Source organism: Variovorax trehalosi (assembly GCF_051216415.1).
Classification (GTDB): Bacteria; Pseudomonadota; Gammaproteobacteria; order Burkholderiales; family Burkholderiaceae_C; genus Variovorax.
This window is the reverse complement of the sequence record NZ_JBPJZG010000003.1, coordinates 354,495-371,672: the sequence shown is the minus strand read 5'-3', so window position 1 is coordinate 371,672 and position 17,178 is coordinate 354,495. Positions and strand designations below refer to the sequence as shown.

Genomic DNA, 17,178 nt, shown 5'->3' with positions numbered 1-17,178 from the left:
GTGCAGGGGCGGCCGGTCATTCTAGGGTGACGGTTTTTCCGCGCGCCCCTTCAATTCGCGCAATCGAAGCTCGCTGCATCGTTCACGTCGCCCGCGCCCTTGTAGCGCGGATACGCGGGGTACTTGCACATCGGACGCGCCATCGTGGTGGCTCCTGCCCCATCGATCTTGCGGTGCACCAGCTTTTGCGCCGAGGCCGGCACGCCCTGCTCCACCCAGGTGGACATCGCCTTCAGCAGGTCGACCTTGTCGGGCCCCGCGCCGCCGTAGCAATGGCCCACGCCGGGCGCGAGGAACAGCTCGACCGTCTCGTCGGCCTTCTGCGCGCCGAGGGTGCCGACGACCTGCTCGTAGTAGCGCGCGTTGTCGCGTGCGCTCACCGAGGTGTCGCTGGTGCCGTTCCACATGATCAGCTTCGCGCCGCGCGCATGGAGCCGATTCAGGTCCGGGTCGGCCGCACTGAACATGCCGCCGACGATGCCCATGCGCGAGAGCCACCGGTCCGGGTTCCAGGTCGAGGTGTCGAAGGCCGCATCGCGCGTGATGAACGAACGCACGAAGCCATCGGAGAAGAGCCCCTGCACCGACGCGCCCCCGAACGCCGCCTGCGGCCAGATGTACTCGCCCCAGCCTTTGGGCGAGTTCTCCGCGCCGAAGTTGTAGCCCGTGTGCGACCACGCGCCATCCGACGTCGCAACCGGCGAGGTGATGGTCTTCACGGTGGCGATCTGCGCGTCCGACAAGCAACTGTCACCGGTGTCCGCGCCGCCCGCGCAGCGCAGGGTCGTTGCGTCGAAGGTGCACGCTGCGGGCCTGGAGATGATGCCGTCCGCCACGCCGTCGAGCCCATCGCACTGCGCGAGCACCGCGTCGGCCAGCAGCGTCTGCTTGGCCGGATTCAGCGTGTTGGCGGGCACGCGCACCTGCCTGGCGATGCGATTGAACTGCATGAACAACCCCATGATGTTGCCGGCCGGCGCGCGCGCCACGATGCCGTCGAAGTCTTCGGGAAAGCGCTGGGCCTGCATCATCGCGTCGTGCCCGCCCATCGAGCAGCCTTCGAAATAGCTGCGCGTGGGCGCGGTGCCGAAGAACTGCGCGATCACCTCCTTGCCCGGCGGCAACGCGCGGTGCTCGGACTGCTGCGTGAAGTCCAGCAGCTTGGCGCCGTCGAGCGCGAACTCGCCCTTGAAGTAGTTGAGATCGGTCGCGCCGGGATAGTCGTAGCCGCCGTTGGTGCCAACGGTTGCATAGCGCTCGGTGAAGATCGATTCGCTGAACTGCGCCGCGGTCGCCGTGGGCATCTGGCCGTCGAAACCGCCGCCGCCGATGAAGGCAAGCTTGCCGTTCCAGCCCGAGGTCGGCAGGCGCGCCTCGAAGCGCAACGTGGAGCCCTTGAAGCTCGCGGTCACCACGCAGTACTCGGGCTGCGGCGCCGATGCGGCGACGAGCTTCGCGTCATCGATGGCGACGGCGCCTCCCGCCAGCGCCTGCCCCTTGAGCGTGGGGCACTTCTCGGCGAGCGACATGGCCGGCGGCGGCGGCGCTGCGGGTGGAGGCGCTGGAGAAGCGGCCGGAAGCAGCAGCGGCGAGAAGCCCCCGTTGGCCCCGCCTCCGCCGCAACCGGCCGCAAACATGACAACCGCGATCGAGACGAGCGTGTGCCTGGTGTTCATTTCTCATGTCTCCTGGTGGGTGTGGACAGCCTCGGCCGGGCCGATGATCTTTCCGGGGTTGAAGATGTCGTGCGGGTCCAGCGCCTGCTTGATCGCACGCATCAGCCCGACGGTGTGCACGCCGTGTTCCTCGACGAGGTACTGCATCTTGTGAAGGCCCACGCCGTGCTCGCCAGTCGATGTGCCGCCGTGGCGCAACGCGCGCTGCACCAGTCGGTGGCTGAAGGCTTCGGCCGCTTCGTTCTCTTCAGCGCTCTGCGGATCGACCAGCACGAGGCAGTGGAAATTGCCGTCGCCCACGTGGCCGAACACGGGCGCGAGCAGGCCGTGCTCGGCGATGTCCGCCTGCGTTCCTTCCACGCACTGCGCGAGCGCCGACAGCGGCACGCAGGCATCGGTGGTCAGGCTGCGACTGCCGGCCTTGAGTTGCAGGCAGGCGAAGTACGCGTGATGGCGAGGCGTCCAGAGGCGCGAACGTTCCTCCTGCAGATTGGCCCACTGGAACTCACCGCCGCCGTGGCTGGCCGCGATCTCGCGGACGATGTCCGACTGCTCGTCGATCTGCGCCTTGCTCGCGCCGAATTCGAGGAACAGCGTGGGGTGCTCGGCGAGCGCGGTGCGGCTGTGCGCGTTGACCGCGCGGATGGTCAGTGCATCCAGCATCTCGGCGCGCGCGAGCGGCACGCCCATCTGGATCGACTCGATCACGCAATCGACCGCCGCGGCCACCGTCGGAAAGTGCACCACCGCCGCCGCATAGGCCTCAGGGTGCGGATGCAGCCGCACGGTCACTTCGGTGATGAGGCCCAGCGTGCCTTCGGAGCCGCAGTAGAGCTGCGTGAGGTTGTAGCCCGCCGAGCTCTTGCGCGCCTGCGATGCGGTGCGCACCACGTCGCCGTTGGCGGTGACCACCGTGAGGTTCACGAGGTTGTCGCGCATGGTGCCGTAGCGCACGGTGTTCGTGCCCGAGGCGGCCGTCGCGACCATGCCGCCGATGGATGCATTCGCACCCGGATCGACCGAGAAGAAGAAGCCGGTCTCCAGCAGCGCCGCATTGAGTTGCCCGCGCGTCACGCCCGCTTCGACCGTGGCCGTGAGGTCGCCGGAGCGGATGGCCAGCACCTTGTTCATCTGCGAGAAGTCGACGCACACGCCGCCCTCCACCGCGAGTAGGTGCCCTTCGACCGACGAGCCCACGCCGAAGCCGATGACCGGCACGCGCTCCCGGGCGCAGGCTCGCACCACGAAGGCCACCTCGTCAGTGCTCTGCACGAAGACGACCGCGTCGGGCGGTTGCGGCGCGTAGGCCGATTCGTCGGTGCCGTGCTGCAGCAGCACGGCCTGGCTGGTCGAGCAGCGCTCGGCGAAGCGGCGCTGCAGCAACGCGAGCAGTTCGCTCGAGGGCGCGCGGCGTTTCGCGCGCGCAGGGGGACTCACAACCGCATCCATGGGGTCTTCTTTCCTGAACTCTGGGAAAGCACCGCGGGCGAATGCCGCGGTGCGGGGAACGCCTCAGCGCTTCTTCAAAGAAACGGCTTCCGGCTTGACGAAGAGCACCAGCACCGCGCCGATGACGAGCAGCGCGGCCAGCATGTGCAGGCCCGCGTCGGTGCTCTTGGTCGCGTCCTTGATCAAACCGATCATGAAAGGCGCGCTGAAGCCCGAGAGGTTGCCGAACGAATTGATGAAGGCAATGCCCGCTGCTGCCGCGGCTCCGCCGAGGAATGCGGTCGGCATGCCCCAGAAGATCGGCAGCGTGGCCATGATGCCCATGGTGGCGAGCGTGAGCCCGGCCATCGCATACACCGCGTTGCCGTGGAAAGCCACGCTCAGCACCAGCCCGACGGCGCCGACAACGGCCGCGATGGCGCTGTGCCAGCGGTACTCCAGGCGTCGGTCCGCGCTGCGCGCCACCAGGTACATCGCGACGACGCCGAAGGCCCAGGGGATCGCGCTGACGAGGCCGATGTCCAGCGCGCCCTTCACACCGATCGCCTTGATGATGCTCGGCAGCCAGAACGAGATGCCATAGAGCCCCGAGACGAACGAGAAGTACACCAGCGCCAGCAGCCAGACGCGCGGATTGGCGAGCACGGTGAGGATCTTCGCTTCGGACTTGCCGGCGTCTTCGGCCGCGATCTTGCGCGCGATGAGCTCACGCTCTGCTGGCGTGAGCCATTGCGCGTCTTTCACGCGGTCGTCCAGGTAGCGCCACACGACCGCGCCGAGCGCCACTGTCGGCAGGCCTTGCAGCAGGAAGAGCCACTGCCATCCGGCCCAGCCATGGACGCCGCTCATGCCCTGCAATATCCACCCCGAGATCGGCCCGCCCAGGATGCCCGCGAACGGAATCGCCGCAAGAAAGAGCGAGGTCGCCTTGCCCCGCCGCGCAGCCGGGTACCAGTAGGTGAGGTACAGGATGATCCCGGGGAAGAAGCCCGCCTCGGCCGCGCCGAGCAGGAAGCGGATCACGTAGAACGACATCGGCGAACTCACGAACATGGTCGCAGCCGACAGCAGGCCCCAGGTGACCATGATCCGCGCGATCCAGCGGCGCGCGCCCACGCGGTGCAGCACCACGTTGCTCGGCACCTCGAAGAGAAAGTAGCCGACGAAGAAGATGCCGGCGCCCAGGCCATACACCGCTTCGCTGAACTGCAGGTCGCCCTGCATCTGCAGCTTGGCGAAGCCGACGTTCACGCGGTCCAGGTAGGCCACGATGTAGCAGAGGAACAGCAGCGGGATCAGGCGCCAGCTGACCTTGCGGTAGACCGCGTCGGAGGTGCTGTCGAAACGGCCCTCGTAGGGCTGTGTGATTGCGGGTGTGCTCATGGGTGTGGTGTCTCGCTTTCGTTGTGGAGACGATGGTCGCGGCGCCGCACGGCCGCGCCGCAGCGGGTTAACACGCAAGATTCATATGGATTGAAGACCTGCGTATCTCCGAACGAGATGGCTGCGGGCGTTGCCTGTGCGCATCAGAAATGCGGACCTTGGTACTAACCCGTGAGGGTGCAAACGTTTCGGCTGTCTATGATCGAATTCAACATGTTGTAACAATCTTGGACCATTCTGAAAGAAAGCTCCCGATGGAACTCCGCCCCCTCCCCTCGTCGCTTCGCATGGCCGCACGCGGGCTCGCGGCGATGCTGCTCACGGCCGGCGCTTCGGCCCACGCGCTCGTGATCGGCGTTACCGAAGGCGTGAGCTACCAGGTCACCGAGGCGCAGATCGCGCCGCGCTTCGAGCCGATTGCCGAGGCCCTCAGCAAGGCGCTCAAGCAGCCGGTGACGATCAAGGTGCTGATCTCGTACAACCTGGCACGCGAGGCGCTGAAGAAGAAAGAGGTGGACCTGGTGTTCATCCACCCGGCGCACGTCGCGCTCGAAGCGGTGAAGTCGGGCAACTACAAGGCGCTGGCCTTCACCGCGGGCTACACCGACTACAAGGTCTCGTTCCTGTGCAAGCAGGCTCAGCCCATCTCCGACTGGAAGACGGTCGCGGGCAAGAACCTGGTGCTGCCCGAAGTGGACTCGATCACTTCGGTGATCACGCGCGCGATGCTGCGCGAGCACGGCGTTGCGGAGTCCGCGGTCAAGGTGACCAACACGCGCTTCCAGGAGGCCGTGCCCTTCTATGTGACCAACGGCTTTGCCGCGTATGGCGCGACCGCGTCGGCCGGCGTGATCAAGACATGGACCGACGGCGGCGGCAAGGTCTGCGCGGAATCGCGCGGCGTGCCGATCAAGCAATGGCTCGTTTCCACCAAGACCGACGCCGCCACCGCGGCCACCGTGCGCGAGACGCTGCTTGGCCTCAGCCAGAGCGATGCCGGCAAGCGCGCGCTTGCTGCATCGAACTACACAGGATTCGTTGCGCCCACGAACGACTCGGAAGCGGACCTGATGCGCTGGCTGGGCATCTGAAGCCCGGCATCTGAAAAACGACAAGCGGGGGCAGAATCCCCCGCTTGCGCTTTTTCAGGAACACACATGACCGACCTCTCGAGCTTTCCCATCACGAAGAAATGGCCCGCCCAGCACCCTGAACGCCTGCAGCTGTATTCGCTGCCCACGCCCAACGGCGTGAAGGTGTCGATCATGCTGGAGGAAACCGGCCTTGCCTACGAGCCGCACCTGGTGAGCTTCGAGACGCAGGACCAGATGTCGCCGGAGTTCCTGACGCTCAATCCGAACAACAAGATCCCGGCGATCCTCGATCCCGACGGCCCCGGCGGCAAGCCGCTCGCGCTGTTCGAGTCGGGCGCGATCTTGATCTACCTGGCCGAGAAGACCGGCAAGTTCATGCCGAAGGATGCCGCCGGCCGCTACCAAACCATCCAGTGGGTGATGTTCCAGATGGGCGGCATCGGGCCGATGTTCGGGCAGCTGGGTTTCTTCAACAAGTTCGCGGGCAAAGAGTACGAAGACAAGCGTCCGCGCGACCGCTACGTGGCCGAATCCAAGCGCCTGCTCGGCGTGCTCGACAAGCACCTCGCGGACCGCGCATGGATCATGGGCGACGAGTACACGATTGCAGACATCGCCTCGTTCCCTTGGATCCGCAACCTGATCGGGTTCTACGAGGCGGGCGAGCTGGTGGGCTTCAGCGACTTCAAGAACGTGGCGCGTGTGCTCGAGGCGTTCGTGGCGCGGCCTGCGGTCGTGAAGGGCCTGAACATCCCCAAGCGGGGCTGACCGCCCGGCGGCCCTTCCTCGGCATTCAGGACTCAGGGCCGCAGCGTCTGGCGCACCAGCGCCGGATCGCGTGCGATGTCTTCCTCGCGGAACGGGAAGCGCAGCCAGTCCTTCTTCGCGTAGCGGGCCACCGGTGCGGCACCCGGCCCGTTGGCTACCGCAGTTTCCTTCTCGCCGTGTGCGAGCAGCGTGCGGGCAAGCACGCCACGCCGGTCGAAGTACACGACCTGCAGGTAGGTATTGCCGTGGGAGCGATCGCCCATGGTGTAGTCGCCCTCGTTGGCACACGACACGCTGAAGTAGCCCTCGGCATCGCAGCCCCCGAAAAGCGGAATCCGGAGGCCTTCGCTGCGGGCGAAGTGCAGCGTACCCAGCGGCGCGTCCAGCGCCCGGCCTTTCTGCCGCATGTCGTCGACCGCGCCGACGAGCGCGCGCGCCACGCGCGGGTCTGCGGCATTGATGGCGCCCGGCGTGCGTAGCGGCGCCTGTGCCGAGAACGCCTTCGCGTAGAGCTCCCCGGCCGGAATCTGCTGCAGCCGGGTCCAGAAGGCATCCCACAGCAGTGGCCCGCGATCCTCGGCACCCGCGCGGTTCGACCATTTGCGAAGGATCTGGCAGGCCTGCTGTACGTCGGGTGTCGACGCGCCCTGACCGGGCGATGCTGCACACGCTGCATCGAGCAAGGGTTGCTTGAACTGATCCGCGGTATAGGAACGCGCCTCCTGGGTCTTCTGCATCACCCGCTCGGCCAGTTGCCGGGCCGAGGTCGAGCCCGCATTCGAGAGCTCACGCGCGATGCGGTGCCCTTCTCTTCCGCGCATGCTCAACGCCTGCCCCTCGCCACCGAGGATCGATGCAAAACCCGTCAGCGGCTGCGCCGGGTTCGTGAGCCAGTAGCTGTCGTTCATGTTGGCCACGTAGTCCTCGCGCAGCAGGCTTGGCATGCGGTCGGCGGGCATGCGACGGGGTTGCGCCGAAGCCTGACCGGCTTTCCATTCGCAAGCCGATCGGCTGCCATCGAGCACGGGCGCGCTGGCGTCGATTGCGGCGAAGGCCTTCGACAGCGGCGTTGCACAGGCTGCGCGCAAATCGTCCGGCACTGCGGGCACTGCACCGATGTCGGCGTACCAGACGCGGCCATCGCCCCGCCCGATGGCGGCGGTATTGACCCACGGCATCGCGGCCTCCTGCTTCTGGATCTGGATGAATTCGTCGAGCGAACGCGCCTGGCCCCAGCGGAAGAAGTTCGGGAAGATGCGCGCGTTGCTCGCATTGACATCGCGCATGGCGATCGCCTTGCGGTCGTTCCAGCCGAGCGCCGGGTTGCGCGCCCCCAGATCGACCACCGGCCCGAAGCGCGTGCGGTAGAGCGTGCGTTGGACCTCCTCGAAGGTTCCGTCGGCCCTGCGCACTTCCACCGTCAGCGGCCGGGCCTGCATGCGCTCGGACACGCCGTCGACCATGTAGCGGGTCGGGTCCGCCGGGTCCAGCACCAGGTCGAACAGTCCGAAGCGCCGTGCCGCCGACACCGTGTGGCTCCAGGCGACGTCGTTGTTGAAGCCGATCATGATCACCGGAATGCCGAGGAAGGACACGCCCGCCACGTCCATCTTTCCCGGCAGCGTCAGGTGCGCCTGGTAGAAGCGGTCCGGCCCGCCCCAGTACCAGTGCGGGTTGCCGAACAGGACACTGCCGCCGCGCTCGCCGGTTGCCTCCTGTCCGAAGGCCAGCACATTGCTGCCGATGCCGCGCGCATCGCCCACGGGAATCTCTAGCCGGGACGACAGCGAGAGCTTGTCCGCCGGCGTGGGCGAAGCGGCCGCGGCGGGCTTCGCATTCACGATCTCGGAGACGAAATGGGTGTACCCGCCCGCCAACGCGGCAGCGATCATGCGCCGGTAGACATCGTCCGGCTCGATGGTCCGCACCCACGGTGCATCGTCGCAAGCGTGCCGCACGCCCTTGCCGCCGCTCTTCTGGAGCGATCGCACATGGCGGTTGTAGCCCTCCGCGTAGCCGGCGATGAGTTCGTTGAGATCGGCCGGCTGTTCGCGCTTGAGGGCCTCGATCGCATCGGGGCCGGCGAAGGCCTTGAAGAAGAAATCGAGATCGAGGTTGACGGGGGTGCCGAAGGTCGAGCGCGTGGCGGGTTTCTTGTCCGCGCCGAAATACAGGGAGCGCTGCCCGCTGTAGGTGACGAAGGCGTCGGCCAGCGTGCACAGTGCGTCCTCGGCCTGCGCCTGGCCATAGCCGATGCCCAGGCCGCGCCAGGTGGTGGCGCGAATGTGGGGGATGCCATCGCCGGTGCGACGTATCTCGATCGATGCCGTCGCGGTCGGGGCTTCACGCCGGGCCCATGCCGGGGCGATACCGATGAATGTGCCGGCGAGAGCGATGGCTGCGATGCCACGACTCCACGCACGGACACCAGGTCTGGGCGGTGCTTTCATGCATTCCTTGAGGGGTGTGCGCTGTTGCTGCGCAACCGGCTATTGCAGATCGGAGCCGCGGCGCCGCGCTTCTTCCAGCGCGGGCTTGACCAGGCCGGCGCCCGCGAGCGCCCACAGCGTGAGCGCTTCGTCGAACGCGCGCATGTGTCGCGGGTCTTCGCCCAGCCAGTGGACAAGCTGCTCTGCGTGAACGTGCGAGGGCAGGTCGTGAAACTGACAAAAAAGCGCCCAGGCCGTGTCGACGGCAGTCGCTGCGGAAACAGAAGTTCTGGTGGCCATCGTCGACTGCGCTGATGAATCTGTGCCGGGGTTGGCTTCGTCTTTCGTATTGACGCAGCACCCTCGCATATGTTCATTTCGGCGAGTTCCGAAGAAGCTGGCGCTCACGTGACAGACGATTCGAACAAGGCCGCACGGGGTCTTCAGCGCTCGCCCTGCGCGAGCACGCTGGCCTCGTCGCGCCATCCACCGCCCAGCGCCCGGTACAACGCAACGCGTGCCTGCAGTCGGCCCTGGCGCAGCTGGACGTCGAGGTCCTGCGCGCTATACAGCACGCGTTGCGCATCGAGCAGGACGAGCAACGTCTCGGCGCCAGCCCGATACCGCAGTTCCGAGAGTTCCGCCGCGCGGCGCGCCTGCTGCAGTTCCTCGACCTGTGCCGATGCCTGCGCATCGGCGCCCGCGACCGCATCGAGCGCTGTTTGCGCATCCGCAAAGGCGCCGATGATTGCGGCGCGGTAAGCCCCGAGCAATTCCTCGCGCCTCGCTTCGGCGAGATCGCGTTCGCCCGCCAGTCGCCCGCCATCGAAGATCGGCGCCGCCAGGCCGGCAGCGAGGCTGTAGATCGGGTTGTCGAACAAACCGCCGGGCGCCTGCCCTTGCAGGCCGACGGATGCCGTCAGTGTGACGCGCGGCAGCATCGCGGCACGCGCCGCCCGCACGTTCGCATCGGCAGCCGCCAGCCGCGCTTCCGCTTGCGCGAGGTCGGGGCGGCGCACCAGCAGTTGCGACGGCAATCCCGCCGAGGCGAGGGGAATCCGAAGCGCCTCGAGCCGCGTCGGTGCCGCTGCCGGTGCCGGTTCCGGCGCTGGAAGGCCGAGCAGCAGGGCCAGTGCGGTTTCCGCATGGCGCGCTTGCTGCTCCAGGCGCGCGAGTTCGCGCTCCCGTGCCGCCGCCAGGCCGCGCTGCTGGGCGAGATCCAGTGGCGTGGCCGCACCGGCGCGGCCGCGCGATTCCACCAGCCTCAAGACCCGCTGTGCATTCTCGAGACTGCTGCGCGCGATCGTCACGCGCTCGCGCAGACCTACCGTCTGCAGCCAGGACGACGCGACTTCGGCCGTCACGCTGAGCTGCACAGCATCGCGCTCGAACACGCTGGCGCGCAGGCCTTGCTGCGCCTCGCGATGCAGCGCGCCCTGGCGCCCCCACAGGTCGAGTTCGTAGCGCGCCGCGAAGCCGATCGCATGCGCGTTGCCATCGACCGCCGCCCGCCCGCCCATGCGGGCCTGGCGGCTTGCATCGATCTGACCTGCCAGTTCGGGCAGCCGCTGCGCACCCGCGATACGCGCCTGCGCTCTCGCGCCGTCGACACGGGCCAGCGCCATCGCCAGGTCCTGGTTGCGCGCTTGCGCCTGTGCGATGAGCGTGTCGAGCTCGGTGCTGCCGAGGTGGCTCCACCAGCGCGCATCGACGGTCGAGGCGTTCGCGCCAGGTTGCGCACGCTGCCAGGATGCGGGCAGTTCAACCGCGTGCGGCGGCAGATCGGCGGGCACGGCACAACCAGCGAGCCATAACGCGCCAACCCAAGTCACGGGCGAGAGGCGCCGCAGCCGACGCATTTGAATTTTCCGCATGGTGCTCTCTGTTGCGACTATTGCGAGGCCAGCGCCACGACCGGGTCCAGCCGGGCCGCGTTTCTCGCTGGCATGAAGCCGAAGATCAGGCCCGTCAGCACGGCGCAGGCGAAGGCGCCGAGGCTGGCAAGGAGGGAGAAGACCACGGGCACGCCCGCCAGCATCAGCACCGCGACAATCGCAAGTCCCACGATCACGCCCACGGTGCCGCCGACCGAAGTCACGAGCACGGCTTCGGTCATGAACTGCCGCAGGATGTCGGTCTGGCGCGCGCCGGTCGCCATGCGGATGCCGACTTCGCGGGTGCGCTCGCGCACCGTCATCAGCATCACGTTCATCACGCCGATACCGCCCACGACCAGCGAGATCGTGGCGATCAGGCCCAGCATCATCGTCATCGCATGCGCAGTCTCGGACTGCACGCGGATCGCCTCGACGCGATTCCAGACATGGACGTCGCGCACCTTGCGCTGCTGCGCCAGGCGGTCCTCGATGGCGTTCGCCGTGGCCGTAGCCTGGTTCATGTCGCGTATCTGCACGGCGATCCAGGTCGGATTGCGGTGGCCGAAGATGCGCGCCGCGGCCGCGGAGAACGGAACGATGACGCGGTCGTCCTGGTCTTCGCCGTCGGTCGTTCCCTTGGCGGCGAGCACGCCGACCACCTGGAACGGCACCTTGTCGATCAGGATGTCCTGGCCGATCGGATCGCTGCCATCCGCGAACAGGGTCTTGCGAACGGTCTGCCCTATGACGGTCACCTTGGCCGCGCGCTCCTCGTCCGTGGCGTCGAACATCGCGCCCTCGGTGATGCGCCATCCCAGCACGTGGGTGAAGCCCACCGTGGTGCCGCCGCCTTCCGAGCTGTGGTCGACGTTGCCGCGTCGCACCACCACGCGATCCTCGATGTAGGGCGTGGCGGCTTCCACGTTCGGCAGGCTGCGCACGGTGTCGACGTCTTCGAGCGTCAGCGGCGCACTCGGTGCGCGCGCGCTGCTTTCGCGGGCCGAGACGAACATGGTGCGGACACCGAAGGTCTCGAACTGCGCGAGCACCTGCTGCTGCGAGCCGCCGCCAACCGCCAGCATCGCGATGACCGACGCGACGCCGATGACGATGCCCAGCAGCGTCAGCCCGGTACGGAAGCGGTTGCTCCACATCACGCGCCAGGCGGCGCGGGCCGCTTCATGCAGGTCGGCGGACAGCGACGCCTGCCCGGGGCCCGGCCCGCGCCTGGCCTCGTGTGCGAGTACCGCCCCGATGGCCGGACGCGCATCGCCGGAGTCCGCCACGATCTCGCCATCGCGGATCTCCACGATGCGGCGCGCCTGCGCGGCGACCTGCCGGTCGTGCGTGATCAGGACCACCGTATGGCCCGCATCGGCGAGTTCGTGCAGCAGCTTCATGACCTCGGCGCCGCTCTGGCTGTCGAGGGCGCCGGTGGGCTCGTCGGCCAGGATGATGCGCCCGCCGTTCATCAGCGCGCGCGCGATGGCCACGCGCTGCTGCTGACCGCCCGACAGCTGATGCGGCCTGTGGTCGAGTCGCGCGCCCATGGCCAGCCGCTCGAGCAGCGCGGTAGCGCGTGCGCGGCGCTTGGCTTCGGGCATGCCGGCATAGAGCGCGGGAATCTCGACGTTCTCGCGCGCCGATTCGGTCTGCACGAGGTGATAGCCCTGGAACACGAACCCGAACGCCTCGCGGCGCAATCGCGCGAGCGCGTCGGCATCGAAGCCCGAGACGTCCTTGCCCTCGAACAGATAGCGTCCGCTGCTCGGCCGATCGAGGCAGCCAAGAATGTTCATGAGCGTGGACTTGCCCGAGCCGGAGGCACCCACGATGGCAACGAACTCGCCTGCACGGATCTTCAGAGAAATACCGCGCAGCACCTGCGTGGGCGATGGATCGTCCGCCGTCTGCTGTGGCTGGCCGTAGGCCTTGCGGATGTCCTGCAGTTCGACCAGCGGCGGCCTCTCACCCGCCGCCTGGCCTGGCGTCGTCACGCTCATGGCTTCGCGGTCTTGCCGTCGGCCAGGCCGGTCACGATGCGGTCGCCCACCTGGATACCGTCGAGCGCCTGCGCGACGACGCGGTTGCGCACGCCGACGCGCAGTGGCCGCGTCTCGACACTGCCGTCGGTACGCAACACCCGCACCGTGAAGCGATCCGCATCGGCACCGGGCACCGGCACCAGTGCGGCCGCCGGCACGACCACCGCTTCGGCGGCGGACGACTCCACGAACGTGACCTGGGCCGTCATCTGCGGCATGAGCTCGCCGTCGGCGTTGTCGATGTCGAACAGCGCGGTGTAGACCACGACCTTGCTGGGCGCGGCGGGCGCCGCGGTGCTGCTATCGCTGGCGCCGGTCTTGACGCCCGGCGGGGGTGGCGCGGGCAGGACCTGGCGCACCTTGCCGTGCCAGCGGCGCCGGCTGTTGCCCAGCGTGGTGAAGTAGACCGGCATGCCGGCCTTCACGCGCCCCACGTCGGCCTCGGACACCTCGGACCACACGGTCATCGAGGACAGGTCGGCAATGCGCAGCACGTCGGGCGTCTGGTAGGTGGCATTGAGCGTCTGCCCTTCGCGCGCGGCCACGGAGACCACCGTGCCGGCCATCGGTGCATAGATGCGCGTGTAGCCCAGGCGCGCCTCATCGGCCTTGAGGGTGGCCTGCGTCTGCGCGATCTGGGCCTCGAGGTTGTCGATGCGCGCGGCGGCCGAGGCGAGCGCGGCCTCTGCGTTCTGGACGTCTTCCTCGCGGGTGGCGCCGTCGGCGGCCATCTGGCGCTGGCGCGCATGCTGCTGGCTCGCCAGGCGGTGCTGTGCGCGCTGATCGGCGAGCTGAGCACGAAGTCCAGCCAGCGAAGCGCGGCCGGCATCGACCGTGGCGCGCTGCACGCTGGGATCGATCTCGACCAGCAACTGCCCTTTTTCGATGATGTCGCCCGGCTGGACGTTGAGCCGCAGGATCTGCCCCGAGACCTGGGCACCGACGTCCACATAGCGTCGTGGCTGCAACGTGCCGAACGCCGTGACGCTCGATTCGATGGACGCACGCCACGCCGCGGTCGATTCGACCTCGCCCGAGGGGCGGCGCGCCCAGAGATAGCCGGTCGCAACCGAGATCAGGAGAAAAACGAGAAGGAGATAGGCGATTCTGCGCATGTCGATGGGCCAAGGCCTTGCGGGCGCCGCGCCGCATGGCGCAGGCACCGCCCGCCGGGCCGGTCTCTGTCAATCTATATCTGGACGGCCTGGGACTCGCTGCGCACCGCCTGGCGCATGCGCGGCGTGGCGGCAAGCAGTGCATTGCCGATCTCGCCGGTGCGCACCGAAGTCACCGACAGCAAGGTGTCGCTGATGCCGTGGCTGTCCTCGCAGGCACCTTGCAGGAAGATGCCCGGATGGAAGTCCGGCGAGGTCTTCAGGCGGTAGTAGCGATCGACCGAGAAATCGCCGAGGTAGGTCTCCAGCGGTTGCAGCAGATCCCTGTGCTGCTCGCGCGCATAGCCGGTGGCCAGCACGACGGCGTCGTAGCGCGCCGTGCTCTCGAGCCCTTCGTCCTGGTCGCGCAGCGTCAGGTGGATGCCGTCCGCCGCGGCACGCACCGCACTCACGTCGTGCTGGCGCAGCATCCGCAGGCGATTGCCGCGCGCCACCTTCTGGTTGTAGAAGACCTTGAAGATCTGCTGGATCAGGTCGAGGTCGGCCACGGCATAGTTGGTCTGCGACACCTCGTCGAGCAGGGCGGCGCGCTCGTCGCTCGGGCGGCTGAACACGTAGTCGGTGAAGTCCACATTGAAGACTTCATTGACGAAGGGGCTGTCGTCGGCCGGACGGATCGAGCGGGCACGCATGATCAGGTCGACCTGCGGCGCGTTCGGCCGCGCCTGCAGGTCCATGAAGATCTCGGCCGCGCTCTGGCCGGCACCGATGACCGCGACGCGCTGGGCCTGGCCGTGGCGCGCGATGTCCTTGAGGTAGCTGTTGGAGTGAAAGACGCGCCCGTCGGCGCGCAGGGCGCGAAAGCCCTCGGGGATGTTGGGCGTGCCGCCGATGCTCACGACGAGGTTGCGCGCGATCCGCTCCTGCACGCGACCGTCTTCACGGTGCGAACGCACGCGCAGCAGCGAGACTTCGCCGCCCTGCTTCTCGGGCAGCACCTCGAACACCTCTTCGCCGTAGGCACACGATTCCTCGAATTGGCGCGCGGCCCAGCCCAGGTAATCGTTGAACTCGTGGCGGCTGGGGAAGAAGCTCTTGAGGTTGATGAAGTCCGGCAGCCTGCCGTTTTCGTGCAGGTAGTTGATGAAGGTGAAGCGGCTGGTGGGGTTGCGCAGCGTCGCCAGGTCCTTCAGGAACGAGATCTGCATGTGCGCGTGGTCCAGCAGCATGTGGGGATGCCAGGCAAAGCTGTTCTGCCGCTCGATGAACAGGGCATCCAACGGCTTGCCACCATGGCGCTTTTCATCGAGTGCAATGGCCAGCGCGATGTTGGACGGGCCGAATCCGACGCCGATCAGGTCATGGATGTGTTGCATGGATTTTCAACTCCTGTGGTGATGGACGGGCGTCTTCGATGGCCAGGGAAACGCGGGCCTCCTGCTCATGCAGCGAGGCTTTCCAGGTGTGCGTGGCTGCGGTCTTCCGCCACGCGCCCTGCGCGCATCGTGATGACGCGATCGGCCAGGTGGAAGTAGCGGTCGTCGTGCGAGATCACGACCAGCAGGTGCCCCTTGGCACGCAGCTCGGGCAGCAGCTCGGTGTAGAAAAGATGGCGGAAAGTCGGGTCCTGGTCGGCAGCCCATTCGTCGAACACCAGGACCGGCCGGCCCTCGAGGTAGGCATGCACCAGCGCGAGACGCTTGCGCTGGCCGGTCGACAGGTCCACGGTGCTGAAGGAGCCGTCCTTCACGCTCACCTTGTGGGCGATCTCGAGGCGTTGCAGATACGGGAGGGCCGCCTGCGGGAGCGCGCTCTCGCCCGACTCGCCCTTCTCGCGCGCCACCAGGTCCTCGAACAGGTAGAAGTCGGAGAACACCGTCGTGAAGAGCTGCCGGTAGTCGTCGCGGGTTTCGGGCGTCACGGCGACACCGTCGCGCAGCACTTCGCCTTGCTGCGGCGCGTAGAGGCCCAGCAGCAGCTTGATCAGCGTGGTCTTGCCGGAGCCGTTGTCGCCCACCACGAAGACCATTTCGCCGCGCCGAAGCTCCAGGTCGATCGGCCCCAGCACGAAGGACTCGCAGCCCTCGGCCGCCTCGAAGGCGTAGCGCACGCCGCGCATGCCGATGCCATCGGCCAGCGTCACGGGCTCCGAGGCGCGGTCCAGGTGCAGGTGAGGCTCCGGCGTGGCAAAGCGCGCCGAGAGATCGGCGATGCGCTGGAACGCGACCTTGGCACGGCCCACGCTGGGCAGGGTGCCCGCGATCTGGTCCATCGGCCCCTTGAGGAACAGCAGCACCAGCACGAAACCGCTGAGCACCACGGGCTCCGTGGTGCGAAACGAGGCCCAACCCAGGATCAGCGCGATCAGCAGGAAGAACAGCGCCGAACTGAAGGCAGTGGCCATCACGAAGGTGTTGATCGCGCGGCCGTTGACCACGCGAATCCTGTCCACGATGCGTTCGACCTGGCCGCTGAACATGCGCGTACGGCGATCGCGGTGCATGCGCAGTTCCTTGGCGCCCTCGCTGATGGCGCGGTAGGCCTTGTGCAACTGGTCTTCCTGCTCGCGCGCTTTCCAGAAGCCGGCTTCGCCGCGCGTCTGCGTGATGGTCTGGATCGCCGTGCCGATCACGAGCGCCACGAGCAGCAGGCCGAACAGCGGCAACGACAGCCATGCCAGGTAGCCCAGGCAGCCCAGCGCAACGGCCAGCGAGATCAGCGTGGACGACGCCACGAAGGCGGCGTCGCTGATCATGTCCACGTCCTGCGACAGCACCGGCATCAGGCGGTGGGTGCGATAGCGCTCCAGCGCGTCGATGGGCGCCGACAGGATCTTCTGGGCGAGGCTCTTGCGCACCTGCGCCACCAGACGCTGACCGACGAAGTTGGTGGAGACATCGGAGACCATGCGCCCCAGCAGCGCGACGGCACAGAGCACGACGAAAGTCAGCAGCAGGCCCCCGGCCATGCCCCCTTGCTGGTTCAGGACCTCGTTGATCGTGCGCAGGAGCGCCACCGTGGCACCACCCGCGCAGATGCCCGTGATGGCGGACAGCACGATCCAGGGAGCGAACGGCTTCAGCAGGCGCGCGACTTCTGCGGCATTGCCGCTGTTGGATGTCATTCAGAACTCTTTCCGCCTTCACGAGGCGACGTCAACCGGCCGCGCGTGCACGGCCGAACCAATATGGCTGGAAGACGCCCGGCTCGGGCGTTCCTCCCGGTCGGCACAGCGCCGCCTCCCTCATAGACGGATCGGGCCCGCCAATGTTCATGCGGACCGCGGCATCGCAGCGGCTGCGCCGGAATGAACATGCGACGGGCCTGCGCGTCCTGTCTGTG

12 protein-coding genes are annotated in these 17,178 nt (G+C 67.6%); 2 read left to right on the top strand and 10 right to left on the bottom strand.

All coding sequences use genetic code 11. The features are described from left to right. Positions 1-50: 50 nt before the first annotated feature. The 3 genes from ACSFA7_RS13585 to ACSFA7_RS13575 all read right to left on the bottom strand — a co-directional run bounded on the left by ACSFA7_RS13585 (position 51) and on the right by ACSFA7_RS13575 (position 4,508). Positions 51-1,676 (bottom strand): tannase/feruloyl esterase family alpha/beta hydrolase, encoded by a 1,626-nt coding sequence (locus tag ACSFA7_RS13585; RefSeq protein ID WP_435499843.1) that lies wholly within the window; start codon positions 1,674-1,676, stop codon positions 51-53. A 3-nt stretch (positions 1,677-1,679) separates the two neighbouring features. Then, entirely contained in the window at positions 1,680-3,125 is a 1,446-nt protein-coding gene (locus ACSFA7_RS13580; protein WP_435499842.1) for an FAD-binding oxidoreductase, read from the bottom strand. A 63-nt stretch (positions 3,126-3,188) separates the two neighbouring features. Continuing rightward, on the bottom strand, positions 3,189-4,508 hold the full coding sequence (locus ACSFA7_RS13575) for an MFS transporter (RefSeq protein ID WP_435499841.1): 1,320 nt from the start codon (positions 4,506-4,508) through the stop codon (positions 3,189-3,191). A gap of 254 nt (positions 4,509-4,762) precedes the next feature. Between ACSFA7_RS13575 and ACSFA7_RS13570 the strand changes: the two genes are divergently transcribed. Both ACSFA7_RS13570 and ACSFA7_RS13565 read left to right on the top strand, forming a co-directional pair. Continuing rightward, positions 4,763-5,599: a phosphate/phosphite/phosphonate ABC transporter substrate-binding protein gene (locus tag ACSFA7_RS13570; protein ID WP_435499840.1), complete on the top strand. Its 837-nt coding sequence runs from the start codon at positions 4,763-4,765 to the stop codon at positions 5,597-5,599. Positions 5,600-5,665: 66 nt separating this feature from the next. Next, positions 5,666-6,370, top strand: coding sequence for a glutathione S-transferase N-terminal domain-containing protein (locus ACSFA7_RS13565; protein ID WP_435499839.1), 705 nt, complete (start codon positions 5,666-5,668; stop codon positions 6,368-6,370). A 32-nt stretch (positions 6,371-6,402) separates the two neighbouring features. On the opposite strand, the gene ACSFA7_RS13560 is transcribed toward ACSFA7_RS13565, so the two are convergent. The 7 genes from ACSFA7_RS13560 to ACSFA7_RS13530 form a co-directional block, all read right to left on the bottom strand. Next, positions 6,403-8,820 (bottom strand): penicillin acylase family protein, encoded by a 2,418-nt coding sequence (locus tag ACSFA7_RS13560; RefSeq protein WP_435499838.1) that lies wholly within the window; start codon positions 8,818-8,820, stop codon positions 6,403-6,405. 39 nt (positions 8,821-8,859) lie between these two features. After that, positions 8,860-9,099, bottom strand: a complete 240-nt coding sequence (locus ACSFA7_RS13555; RefSeq protein WP_206174642.1) for a hypothetical protein — start codon at positions 9,097-9,099, stop codon at positions 8,860-8,862. 143 nt (positions 9,100-9,242) lie between these two features. Beyond that, positions 9,243-10,658 carry an efflux transporter outer membrane subunit gene (locus ACSFA7_RS13550; protein ID WP_435500220.1) on the bottom strand — a complete coding sequence of 472 codons (1,416 nt, stop codon included), beginning with the start codon at positions 10,656-10,658 and terminating at the stop codon, positions 9,243-9,245. 32 nt (positions 10,659-10,690) lie between these two features. Then, positions 10,691-12,679, bottom strand: coding sequence for a MacB family efflux pump subunit (locus ACSFA7_RS13545; RefSeq protein ID WP_435499837.1), 1,989 nt, complete (start codon positions 12,677-12,679; stop codon positions 10,691-10,693). Then, positions 12,676-13,836: an efflux RND transporter periplasmic adaptor subunit gene (locus ACSFA7_RS13540; RefSeq protein WP_435499836.1), complete on the bottom strand. Its 1,161-nt coding sequence runs from the start codon at positions 13,834-13,836 to the stop codon at positions 12,676-12,678. The genes ACSFA7_RS13545 and ACSFA7_RS13540 overlap by 4 nt, the downstream gene beginning before the upstream one ends. 74 nt (positions 13,837-13,910) lie before the next feature. Beyond that, the gene (locus tag ACSFA7_RS13535) at positions 13,911-15,212 is read right to left on the bottom strand and encodes a lysine N(6)-hydroxylase/L-ornithine N(5)-oxygenase family protein (protein WP_435499835.1); all 1,302 of its coding nucleotides are present in this window, start codon (positions 15,210-15,212) and stop codon (positions 13,911-13,913) included. 65 nt (positions 15,213-15,277) lie between these two features. Next, entirely contained in the window at positions 15,278-16,960 is a 1,683-nt protein-coding gene (locus ACSFA7_RS13530; protein WP_435499834.1) for a cyclic peptide export ABC transporter, read from the bottom strand. Positions 16,961-17,178: the final 218 nt, after the last annotated feature.